The following is an 11,614-nucleotide window of genomic DNA, read 5'->3' as shown; positions in this document are numbered from 1 at the left end:
AAGTTAAGCAGCTTGACCCCTTTAATGGGGATTTTTTCGTTGCGACATGGTGCATTGGTCATTTAGAATACGCAATATCACATTAATGTGCATGTGGCAGCCAATGTTACAGTCAGTACTTGCTAAATGACATGTTACAGCCCATAGCATCTATAGATTAAAGTTAGTAAGTTTGGAGTGAGCCAGTCATGGCCTATTATTCTACGAATGATTTCAAGTCAGGCCTTAAGGTCATGCTTGACGGTAACCCATGTTCAATCATGGAAAACGAATACGTAAAACCAGGTAAAGGCCAAGCTTTTAACCGCGTAAAATTACGTAACCTTAAAACTGGTAAAGTTTTAGAAAAAACTTTCAAATCTGGTGATTCACTAGAAGCTGCTGACATCCAAGAAGTTGAAATGAACTACTTGTATAACGACGGTGAAATGTGGAACTTCATGGACCCAGAATCTTTCGAACAAATCGCTGCTGATAAAGTTGCTATGGGCGACGCGGCTAAATGGTTGAAAGATGACTCAAATGAACTTTGCACAATCATGCTTTGGAACGGTGTTCCTTTAACTGTGAGCGCGCCAAACTTCGTTGTATTAAAAATCGTTGAAACTGATCCAGGTGTACGTGGTGATACTTCAGGCGGTGGCGGTAAACCTGCTAAGCTTGAAACTGGTGCAGTTGTACGTGTTCCATTATTCGTACAGCAAGAAGAAAGCGTTCGTGTAGACACCCGTACTGGTGACTATTTAGAACGTGCATAATGGTTTAAAAATAGACTATTATCGAAAGGGATGAAGTGATTCATCCCTTTTTTTATACCTATTGGTTTAAATTTTTATTCCAAAGTATTAGATGAAAAAACTTATAACAGGAGTAGAGTTTCAAGGGAAGAAACAGCAGTACCTCGAACAAGAAAAATCAAGCTGATTTATTTCAACATTTATGAGGGATTGAGATGGAAAACATTCAACCGAAGTCAGGAATGGCTTCGAAGATTATCTGGCTGTTTGTAGCCATTCTAGGTGCCGTTTCATTCGGCATACTAGCACTCAGTCGAGGCGAGCATGTCAATGCAGTTTGGCTGATCCTTGCAGCAATCTGTGTGTATAGCATTGCATATCGTTTTTATAGTTTATTTATTGCCAATAAAGTCTTTGAACTGAATGAGCGACGTTTAACGCCTGCCCATCGCTTAGCTGACGGTTTGGATTATGTGCCGACCAATAAAAGCGTTCTATTTGGTCACCACTTTGCTGCGATTGCAGGTGCAGGTCCTTTAGTCGGACCGATCCTTGCTGCGCAAATGGGTTATTTGCCGGGAACAATTTGGCTCTTGGTGGGTGTTGTTCTCGCCGGTGCGGTTCAAGACTTTTTAGTCTTATTCATCTCAACGCGTCGTGATGGTCGTTCACTCGGTGAAATGGCAAAACAAGAACTGGGTTCTTTTGCCGGAATCATCGTGATGCTTGGTGCACTTGGCGTGATGATCATCATTCTAGCAGTGCTGGCTTTGGTAGTTGTAAAAGCGTTGACCAATAGTCCGTGGGGTGTCTTCAGTATCGCTGCCACTGTACCGATTGCGATTTTCATGGGTATCTACATGCGATTTATCCGTCCGGGTAAAATTGCAGAAGTGTCGATCATTGGTTTTGTACTGATGATGGCTGGGATTATCTATGGTGGCGACATTGCACAGCATCCGTACTGGGGGCCATTCTTTACACTTTCAGGTACTGAACTAACTTGGTGGTTGATTGGTTATGGTTTCGTGGCATCAGTATTACCTGTTTGGTTACTGCTTGCACCACGTGATTACCTATCGACCTTCTTGAAAATTGGTGTTATTGCAGGTTTGGCAATCGGGATCATGTTTGCATTGCCTGAAATGAAAATGCCAGCGGTGACGCATTTTATTGATGGTACAGGTCCTGTATTTGCAGGCTCAATGTTCCCATTCTTGTTTATTACCATTGCCTGTGGTGCAATTTCAGGTTTCCATGCGCTCGTTTCTTCAGGAACGACACCGAAGCTTGTGAATAATGAAAAAGATATTCGCATGATCGGTTATGGCGGCATGTTGATGGAATCTTTTGTTGCGATTATGGCTTTGGTCTGTGCAACGATTCTTGAGCCTGGTGTATATTTTGCGATTAATGCGCCAGCAGCTGTGATTGGTACAACGGTTGAGTCCGCTGCGGAAGCAGTTCGTACATTAGGCTTCGTGGTAACACCTGAAGCATTGACCTTACTTGCACAAGAAGTGGGTGAAAATTCGATTTTGTCTCGTACAGGTGGTGCGCCGACATTTGCGATTGGTATGGCTCACATTATTACGGAAATTTTCAATAACCGTTCAATGATGGCGTTCTGGTATCACTTCGCGATTTTATTTGAAGCACTTTTCATTTTAACAGCTGTGGATGCAGGTACTCGCGCATGTCGTTTCATGGTGCAAGATACAGTGGGTATCGTGGTTCCTGCGGTTAAAAACTCTCATAATTTCTTCGGAAATCTGTTGGGTACAGCGGTGGCTGTCGCAGGTTGGGGCTTCTTCGTTTACCAAGGTGTGGTTGACCCACTTGGTGGTATTAATAGCTTATGGCCGCTATTTGGTATTGGTAACCAAATTCTTGCTGCGATGGCATTGATCTTGGGTACAGTGATTTTATTCAAGATGAAAAAACAAAAGTATGTTTGGGTAACGATTATCCCAACAGTATTCTTGTTTATCACTTCTATGACCGCTGGTTGGCAGAAGATTTTCCACGAAAATCCAAAGATTGGTTTCTTGGCTCAAGCAGATCGTTTTAACGCAGCCATTGCGAAGAATGAATTGTTGGCACCTGCGAAAACCATGGCTGAAATGCATACGGTTGCATTGTCGAATCAAATCAATGCCGGTCTTTGTGCATTCTTTATGATTGTGGCATTTGTGATGTTATTTGCAGCGATTGGTGTGGTGCGTCGTGCTTTGGCAAATCCAAATCCATCGGTGAATGAAGCAGAAGCGATTTACCGTGACCCAGCTGAAATTAATCCGTCGAATTCAGCACATTAATAGGGGAATATGAATGAACCTGAAGTTTGCAAAAAGTGGAAAAACGGTGATTTATAAAATCATTAAAATGACCATTATGTCGCAGAAGGATCTAATTCTGAACCCGAAAAATTGGTCACGTATTGCGACGTTGTGGCAACGTTTACAGCAAAGCTTCCGCCTGATGGTGGGTGTGCCAGATTACCAAAACTATTTGGAACATATGGCAAAACATCATCCTGATTTGGAAGCGATGGATGCAAAAACATTTTATCGTCACTGTGTAGATGCACGTTATCCATCAGCTGGTGGTGACATGAAGAAGTGTCCTTGCTAATGCTTTGACTTGTGCTAAAAATCCAATAAAAAAGCGTTCTTCGGGACGCTTTTTTATTGCAAAATTTTGATCAGTCGAAGCGAAAACAACGTTTTTGTATACTCAATAAATATCAAGCGTATGTATTTAAAGTATTGAACTGGGTATGGCTTGGAGATAAACACTGTATTTTTAAATAAAACCCTGTATGTTAGTCATTCATTTAACTTTTTTATTGGGGAATAAAAGGTGTTTTGGGGATCAGAGAAAAGCCAACAAAATAATACATCAACGCTTTTAAGTGAGCAGAGCCTTGCGCCTTTTTACCCGAAAATAAATACATTCCTCGAACAAATTAACCAAATTATTTTGGATAAAAACCAGCAAACCAAATTGGCTTTAGCTTGTCTATTGGCTGGTGGGCATGTGCTATTTGAAGACTTACCTGGTTTAGGAAAAACGACATTATCTAGCGCCTTGTCACATTTAGCGGGATTAAAGTTTCAACGGATTCAATTTACCAATGACATGCTGGCCAGCGATGTGATTGGGGTAAATATGTTTAATCAAAAAGAACATCATTTTGAGTTTAAATCTGGGCCGATTTTTACCCAAATTTTATTGGCAGATGAAATCAACCGTTGTAGTCCAAAGACCCAAAGTGCTTTATTGGAAGCGATGGAAGAGGGGTATGTGACGGTTGATGGTGTGCGCTATGCTTTGCCTCAACCATTTTGGGTGATTGCGACACAAAACCCTTTATTTCAAAGTGGTACTTATGCCTTACCTGAGTCCCAGTTGGACCGGTTTTTAATGCGTTTGTCTTTAGGTTATCCATCGCGTCAGGCAGAGAAATTATTGCTCCAACAAACTTCACGCCATGATCTGATTGCGGCATTAGCACATATCTTTAATGAATCAGAAATTTTACAACTACAAGGCTTTGTCGAGCAGATACATCTGAGTGATCGTTTGATGGATTACATTTTGGATCTTGCTGCTGAAACACGTAAAGGGAGACATGGTCTTTCTACGCGTGGTGTTTTATCCTTAAAGAAAGCTGCGCAAGCCTATGCGCTGATTGAGCAGCGAAATTATGTGAATCCTGACGATGTACAAGCCGTTTTTACAGCTGTGGTATCTCATCGAATTGGGTTGTCAGATCTTGAAGCCTTTAAGCTTTTAGAACAAGTTTCGATTCAATAAAGGAGTTGAACCTTGGCTTCAATGTGGCAGCAATGGATTGAACATCGATTTAAAATCGATCAGCACAAGCAGCTGACTCAAAAAGATGTCTTGATCTTTATCTATCAGCAAGGCTACTTGTATTTGGTATTAATTTTCATCACTTTTATTGCAGGTGTGAATTATGCCAATAATTTGATTTTAGGCTTTTGCTTTTTAATTAGCGCCGTATTGAGTATTAGTTTCTATATTACTTTTAAGCAGCTTCATGCGTTGCAGATTCAAATAAATGTTGTTGATACACCGCAAGCAGGTGAATTACTCTCGGTCGAAATTTACTTTAAGCAAGATGCTGAACAGGCGCGATATTTGTGGATTAAAACTGAAAATCAGCTACATAAATTATTGTTCAATACGCAACAGCATGGCTTTCAATTAAATTTTACAACCAGCCAACGCGGTTTTTTTCAGATTCCACCCATACAAATTTATAGTGTTTATCCCTTTGGTTTGGTTCGGGCCTGGACGTATTTGTACGTACAGCAACCAGCGTGGGTTGCACCTCAAGCCAGTTGGCATTCCGTTGAAAATAAGCAACAACAGCAAAACTTTGAACCTGATCTTGATGAATTTCGCGAATTACGGAGTTTTCAGACGGGGGATTCACTTCATGCGGTGTCTTGGAAACAAGCAGCACGAGGACAAGGCTTATATGTGAAAGTCTTTGAACAATATGAAGATCTAAAGAAATTGGAGATTCATTATCACCATATGCCAGCTCAAAGTCATGAAGAAAAACTTAGCCTTATGATGGGTTTGGTCGAGCAGGCTGAGCAAAATCACGATCAATATGCACTGTATTTACCTAATGCTGAGTTAGCATCAGGCACTGGAGCACTGCATTTTTCCGAAGCAAAACGGTTATTGGCGCAGGCTTAAGAGATGATTGAAAATACCATACGCCGCTCAATATTACTCACTTTAGCCTTGGTGCTCATTGCACAAATGCTTTATATCCCTGTGGCGACATCATTAGTATTTTTAGTCATTTGGCTTATTTTATTACTCAATACCCGCGCCAGTAAAAAACCATTTTCTAAAATTTTAACTTATGTGCTGACATTGACAGCATTATTTAGCATTTATATAAGCCATAAAACCTTTATTGGTGTTGATGCAGGGGTTGCAGTACTCAGTACATTTTTATTTGCTAAATCTTTAGAAACAAAAACACGTCGTGATGTAATTATTTTATATAACTTTGCGATGTTTGTGATTGCCAGTAGTTTTTTGTTTAGCCAGTCTTTTGCCATGGCATTGGTTATTTTATTGGCGTTGTTGAGCTGTTTTATTGGGTTGTACCGTTTACAGACCGTTGGTTTTAGCCAAGACTCAAGCGGTGAAATACAGGCGATTAAACAAGATATTGGGCATGTGGGAAAATTTATTGGCTTAGCTGTTCCATTTTTTATTTTACTGTTTCTCTTTTTTCCACGCCTGCCACCGCTATGGCACATTCCTATTCCTGAAAATAAAGCCACAACAGGGATAAGTGATAGCATGTCTCCGGGCGATATTGCTGAGTTATCACAGTCGAGTAGTTTGGCTTTTCGTATAATTGGAGATATTCAAGCCTTGCCACCACGTACAGAGCTGTATTGGCGGGCGATGGCATTAGATGAATATGATGGTTCTAAATGGACCAGTCATTTTTTTAACCAGAACGTTATACAGCTGAATCCAGCCGAGTTAAAACCCAAGCGGACATTGAATTATCAATATTTGGCTGCCGACCCAAGTGTGATGTGGATTATGTCGTTGGAGCAATCCGTTCCCAATGAAGCACGTTTTGCATTAGGTCAAGATGGTCGAATTACACCCTACCGATTAACAGCACGCACGGAGCCGATTCAACTGAAATGGTTAGGACGTGCAGAGCCGCCACAAATAAAAAATGTGGCTTTGCTTGAAAAATTAAATACTCGTTATGTTGAACACTTGGATGTTCAATCACAACAATTGGCCCAAACATTATGGCAGCGAAGTCATCAAAATCCCGAGCGTTATATTGCCGAAGTTTTGCAATGGTATAAACAAAATCGCTTTGCATATACCTTAAGCCCAGGTGTATTGGGGCAAAATCGGATAGATGATTTTTTATTCGGATCAAGACAGGGCTTTTGCGAACATTTTGCTTCGAGCTTTGCAATGTTGATGCGCTATGTTGGTGTTCCATCGCGTATTGTCGTGGGATATCAAGGTGGTCAATTAGCACCAGATGGAAAAAGTTGGGAAGTTCGTCAACTTGATGCACATGCGTGGACAGAGGTTTATATCAATCAACATTGGCGTCGTATTGATCCGACGGCCATGATCGCACCGCAGCGTATCGATGGGGGGATGCAGGATTATATGGAACAAGATCGGACAATTTTTGGGAGCCAGCAGTCGACTTGGGCCTATCAACAATTTTCGATGTTGAAAAAAGTCCGTGTATGGAGTGATTATGCGAGTTACCAATGGCAAAGCAAAGTGGTGGGTTATAATGCTGAATCACAGCAACAATGGTTTAAAAAGCTCGGGGTAAATTCTGCTTATGCAGGTGGGTTACTTCTTATTTTGAGTATTGGTGGCATTGTAGCATTATATTTTATATGGATTTTGCGGAAAAAAAGAAAAAGTTTAAGCCCGCTTGAAAGAGAAATTACCAATTTCGCAAAGAATTTACCCTTGAGCCAGCAAAAAGTGGCTTCAGAAAGTTTTAGGCATTGGTTACAACGTTTGGCTGAAAATATACCTGAACAGGAAAGGGCGGCATTTGAACAAGTTATTACGTTATTTGAGCAGGAAATTTATGTAGGTACCGCGCTAAGTTCTCATGATATTCAATATTTTAAGGCTTTGCTTAAAACTTGTACGCAAAGTTTAAAAAACTCAGAAAAGGGCTTGTCATAAAAAATAAAAATGAATATGATTCTACGCATTCTAGGTTTATAGCTCAGTTGGTTAGAGCGCTACGTTGACATCGTAGAGGTCACCAGTTCGAATCTGGTTAAACCTACCAAATTCAAAAAGCAGAATCAAAATTATTCTGCTTTTTTTTATCTGAAATTATTAGGGTCTGTTGACATTTACTGTTCATAATTAACCCTATAAAGGTAGCCATAAAAATATACAGGCTAAAGCAACAGAACTTTGATAATTCCTTTTGAGCTTGTCATATCGAGTAGCTATTCCTCTAAATTCCTTTAATCTGCAAAACATATTTTCAACTAAATGCCTGATTTTATATAAATACCAGTCCATATGGTCATTGTTCGATTGGCTATTCGTTTTCCTTGGTATATTCGCTTTAGTCCTTGTTTTCCTGATCTGTTCACGCAGTGATTCTGAATCATAGCCTTTATCTGCGCATACCACTTTTGTCTCTTTTAAATCTAATGTTGATATTAAATCATGTGCAACTTTAACATCATGTGTGGTTCCATCGGTAATCATGAAATCAATAGGATTGCCATGTGCATCAACAATCAAATGTATTTTTGAGGAGTTTCCTCCTACACTTTTAGAAATAGATTGATTCGCTATGCCGGCAGAATGTTGATGAGCACGTACATGAGAGCCATCAATAAAAATCCACTCCATATCGGGGCATGAGGCTAGTAATTTGAATAATCTAAGTAACTTACCGCTGCTTGACCAACGATTAAAACGTTTGAAAATAGAGTTTGAATGACCAAAACAAGAAGGAATATCTCGCCACGGACAGCCTGTTCTAATTCTATAGAGAATAGCTTCAATAAAATTGCGTAAATTTGAGTTGTGGTGAATGGATAAATTACGCAGAATAACTTTCAACTTTTGCCAGTGTTGATCTGTCAGCATGGTACGAGGCATAGCGAATAGTAAAATTGGGTTTGGTGATTTGATTTTACTACTTCGCTATTTTTTTAAGCTAAAAGTGTCAACACACCCTAATTAAAGTGTTATTAAGACTATAGTTAAATCAAATCTACTTATATGTAAGGTGTTCTTCGCAATCGTTTTCAATCGTATTTGGCTTGAATAGATTCATATGGATTGAGTCGTAAAATCATCATGAGATGGAATTGGGTGTAAATGCATCTATGTGCAAATACATCAATTTGGATATTGATTGTTTAAGTGATTAAGCCAAACTTCTTTGGCTCATATTTCTGCGTTTATGACTATATAGCAGTGCTTTATACAATGTGTGCTTTAGCGGATTGTTTGAAACAAAAGAGCCGCATTCTATGCGGCTTTTAATTGAGCAAATATATTATGCCGCTTCAGCTTCTAAAATTTCAAAGTCATGGGTAATTTCTACACCACCATCCATCAGCATTTTACTAGCAGAACAGTATTTTTCAGCAGAAAGTTCAACCGCTTTTGCAACTTGCTTTTCCTTCACGCCATGACCAGTGACTACAAAGTGCAAATGAATTTTAGTGAATACAGCAGGAATAGTGTCGGCACGTTCTGCATTTAATTCACAACGAACATCAGTAATGTCTTGGCGTGCTTTCTTTAAAATCGTCACAATATCGAAAGATGCACAACCACCAAGTCCTGTTAAAATCAGTTCCATTGGGCGCGGACCACGGTTTTCACCGCCATATTCTTGTGATCCATCCATCATAACAGTGTGACCACTTTGAGTTTTTGCTTCAAAAGCAACATTCTCTAGCCAATGAACACTAGTTTGCATTGCAAGTCCCTAAAAAAAGCTATAAATTTACGCAGTACCTGTACACTAACATAAATTGAGTTGATAAGGAATTTCAACTCTTACGTGTGACAAGTTCACTTTAGGTCTTGTGCGATCTATAAATTATCCATATTCGGAAACTGTTAGCATGACTTCAAACTTTTCACAACTTAGCACAGATGCGCTATCTCCGGGGCAGTTACCTGAGTCGGTGAAGGCATTATTAAAACGTGCATATATCAATCGTTACCCAAAACGTACAACAATCGTTGATGCGGGCTCAGAATCTAAATCTTTGTATTTAATTCTTAAGGGTTCAGTATCTATCATTTTACGCGAAGATGATGAGCGTGAAATTGTGGTTGCGTACTTAAATGCGGGTGACTTTTTTGGGGAAATGGGTCTATTCGAAGCAAATGCACAGCGTACTGCAGAAGTGCGTACGCGTGATGTATGTGAAATTGCTGAGATTACCTATGAAAACTTTCATGAATTAAGCAAACAATACCCAGACTTAAGTTATGCGGTATTTGCACAGCTTGTACGTCGTCTTAAAAATACGACACGGAAAGTCACTGACCTTGCGTTTATTGACGTGTCAGGTCGTATTGCACGTTGCTTAATTGATTTATCTTCACAACCAGAAGCAATGATTTTGCCGAATGGTCGTCAGATTCGTATTACTCGTCAAGAGATTGGTCGTATTGTGGGTTGTTCCCGTGAAATGGTTGGTCGTGTTCTAAAAACACTTGAAGAGCAAGGCATGATTGAAACTGATGGTAAAGCGATTCTAATTTTTGATGCATCGCTTGAAGAGAAAAGCCAATTGGCTTCAGATGATTTCGACGACGAAGAATAATCAGTCTTCCGAATCTAAAAAAGCAAACTCAGGGGTTTGCTTTTTTTATGTCTATTCATTTCTCACTATTATAGCGGAAGCAACCTTTCGCACATTTTTTGACAAATAAACAGAAAATTATGATTTAAACAAAGCCGATATCTTAGGTAAGCTACTTCGTGACTTATATATTGATATTTAAAATAAAGAGGGAATTTGTGGCATGCAATTTAAACCATTGGCACATAGCGGAATTTTAGTTCCAGAAATTTGTTTAGGCACTATGACGTTTGGTGAACAAAACACCCAAGCAGAAGCTTTCGAGCAACTGGATTATGCTTTAGAGCGTGGTCTTAACTTTTGGGATACTGCAGAAATGTATCCTGTCCCACCGAAACCTGAAACCCAAGGTTCAACTGAAACTATTATTGGTAACTGGATTGCAGCTCGCGGTGGACGTGATAAATTAATCTTAGCTTCAAAAATTGCAGGGCCGTCACAAGGCGGTAGTCATATTCGTGACGGGCAAACTAAATTTATTGCTTCGGAAATTGAGTCTGCACTGGATCATTCTCTTCAGCGCTTACAAACAGATTATCTTGACTTATACCAGTTGCATTGGCCGCAACGTCCAACCAACTTTTTCGGTAAATTGGGTTATGGCAATGCCGAAGCAAACAGTACGCAAACTATTACCAATTTAGAAGAAACATTAGTTGCTTTAAGTCATGAGGTGAAAAAAGGTCGAATTCGCTCAATTGGACTATCTAATGAAACGCCATGGGGAACGTTAAAATTCCTACAACTTGCAGAAAAGCATGGTTTAGAAAAAATTGTCAGTGTGCAAAATCCATATAGTTTGTTGAATCGTACTTATGAAATCGGTTTATCTGAAATTGCACACTACGAAGGCGTGGGCTTATTGGCATATTCACCTTTAGCATTTGGTTATCTAACAGGTAAATTCCGTCATGGTGCACGTCCTGCCAATGCTCGAGTGACACTATTTTCACGCTTCAGCCGCTATTCAAATGCGGAGAGTGAATGGGCAACAGAACAATATGCACAATTGGCTGAACAGCATGGTTTAACGTTGACACAGTTAGCACTAGCATTTATTAAGCAGCAATTTTTTGTCACCAGTACAATTATTGGTGCGACAAATCTAGATCAGTTGAAAGAAAATATTGATGCTTTTGAGGTGAATTTATCAGAAGACATTTTAAAAGGGATTGAAGATATTCATCGCCAGCAGCCAAATCCTGCACCTTAAGCTGAACTTTTTAGTGGATTAAGCAAAAGCCTGCATGTAAATGTGGGCTTTTTTGACATTTACGTGATATAAGCTAGTGGAAAATCATTGAATTTTATTGTCAGAAAGTCAGTTGAGTTGACAAGAAAATTGCCTAAAAATACATATGTATTTAAACAATATAATAAAGTACTAAATTCTTCAATAAATGACTTGAAAAGTATTCTATTTATACCAATATTATAATTGAGATTTATCTT

The 11,614-nt window shown here is 39.4% G+C and carries 10 protein-coding genes and 1 tRNA gene; 9 read left to right on the top strand and 2 right to left on the bottom strand.

What is annotated here, in order from left to right:
- Nucleotides 1-188: 188 nt before the first annotated feature.
- From efp to FTT88_RS01140, 7 genes are all read left to right on the top strand, one after another.
- Nucleotides 189-758 (top strand): elongation factor P, encoded by a 570-nt coding sequence (gene efp / locus FTT88_RS01170; protein ID WP_067762759.1) that lies wholly within the window; start codon nucleotides 189-191, stop codon nucleotides 756-758.
- Between the two features lie 194 nt (nucleotides 759-952).
- Nucleotides 953-3,055 carry a carbon starvation CstA family protein gene (locus tag FTT88_RS01165; RefSeq protein WP_180009343.1) on the top strand — a complete coding sequence of 701 codons (2,103 nt, stop codon included), beginning with the start codon at nucleotides 953-955 and terminating at the stop codon, nucleotides 3,053-3,055.
- Nucleotides 3,056-3,068: 13 nt separating this feature from the next.
- Nucleotides 3,069-3,371 (top strand): YbdD/YjiX family protein, encoded by a 303-nt coding sequence (locus FTT88_RS01160; protein WP_078190160.1) that lies wholly within the window; start codon nucleotides 3,069-3,071, stop codon nucleotides 3,369-3,371.
- 228 nt (nucleotides 3,372-3,599) lie between these two features.
- Entirely contained in the window at nucleotides 3,600-4,556 is a 957-nt protein-coding gene (locus tag FTT88_RS01155) for a MoxR family ATPase (RefSeq protein WP_180009341.1), read from the top strand.
- A 12-nt stretch (nucleotides 4,557-4,568) separates the two neighbouring features.
- Complete coding sequence (locus FTT88_RS01150) at nucleotides 4,569-5,474, top strand: DUF58 domain-containing protein (protein ID WP_373886695.1); 906 nt, start codon at nucleotides 4,569-4,571, stop codon at nucleotides 5,472-5,474.
- Between the two features lie 3 nt (nucleotides 5,475-5,477).
- Nucleotides 5,478-7,490 carry a DUF3488 and transglutaminase-like domain-containing protein gene (locus FTT88_RS01145; RefSeq protein ID WP_180173645.1) on the top strand — a complete coding sequence of 671 codons (2,013 nt, stop codon included), beginning with the start codon at nucleotides 5,478-5,480 and terminating at the stop codon, nucleotides 7,488-7,490.
- A gap of 32 nt (nucleotides 7,491-7,522) precedes the next feature.
- Nucleotides 7,523-7,599, top strand: a tRNA-Val gene (locus FTT88_RS01140).
- Nucleotides 7,600-7,685: 86 nt separating this feature from the next.
- Here the strand turns inward: FTT88_RS01140 and FTT88_RS01135 are convergent.
- Nucleotides 7,686-8,432, bottom strand: a complete 747-nt coding sequence (locus tag FTT88_RS01135) for an IS5 family transposase (protein ID WP_168377779.1) — start codon at nucleotides 8,430-8,432, stop codon at nucleotides 7,686-7,688.
- Between the two features lie 403 nt (nucleotides 8,433-8,835).
- Complete coding sequence (locus FTT88_RS01130; protein ID WP_078188630.1) at nucleotides 8,836-9,264, bottom strand: OsmC family protein; 429 nt, start codon at nucleotides 9,262-9,264, stop codon at nucleotides 8,836-8,838.
- Nucleotides 9,265-9,412: 148 nt separating this feature from the next.
- On the opposite strand from FTT88_RS01130, the gene crp reads away from it, so the two are divergent.
- Both crp and FTT88_RS01120 read left to right on the top strand, forming a co-directional pair.
- Nucleotides 9,413-10,123, top strand: coding sequence for a cAMP-activated global transcriptional regulator CRP (gene crp, locus FTT88_RS01125; RefSeq protein WP_078188629.1), 711 nt, complete (start codon nucleotides 9,413-9,415; stop codon nucleotides 10,121-10,123).
- A gap of 202 nt (nucleotides 10,124-10,325) precedes the next feature.
- Nucleotides 10,326-11,375, top strand: a complete 1,050-nt coding sequence (locus FTT88_RS01120) for an NADP(H)-dependent aldo-keto reductase (RefSeq protein WP_180173644.1) — start codon at nucleotides 10,326-10,328, stop codon at nucleotides 11,373-11,375.
- The last annotated feature ends 239 nt before the right edge of the window (nucleotides 11,376-11,614 follow it).

This window comes from Acinetobacter sp. YH01024 (assembly GCF_013420195.1).
Taxonomy (GTDB): domain Bacteria; phylum Pseudomonadota; class Gammaproteobacteria; order Pseudomonadales; family Moraxellaceae; genus Acinetobacter; species Acinetobacter amyesii.
Note: the sequence above shows the minus strand (reverse complement) of the source record. Positions and strands in the feature narration are given on the sequence as shown.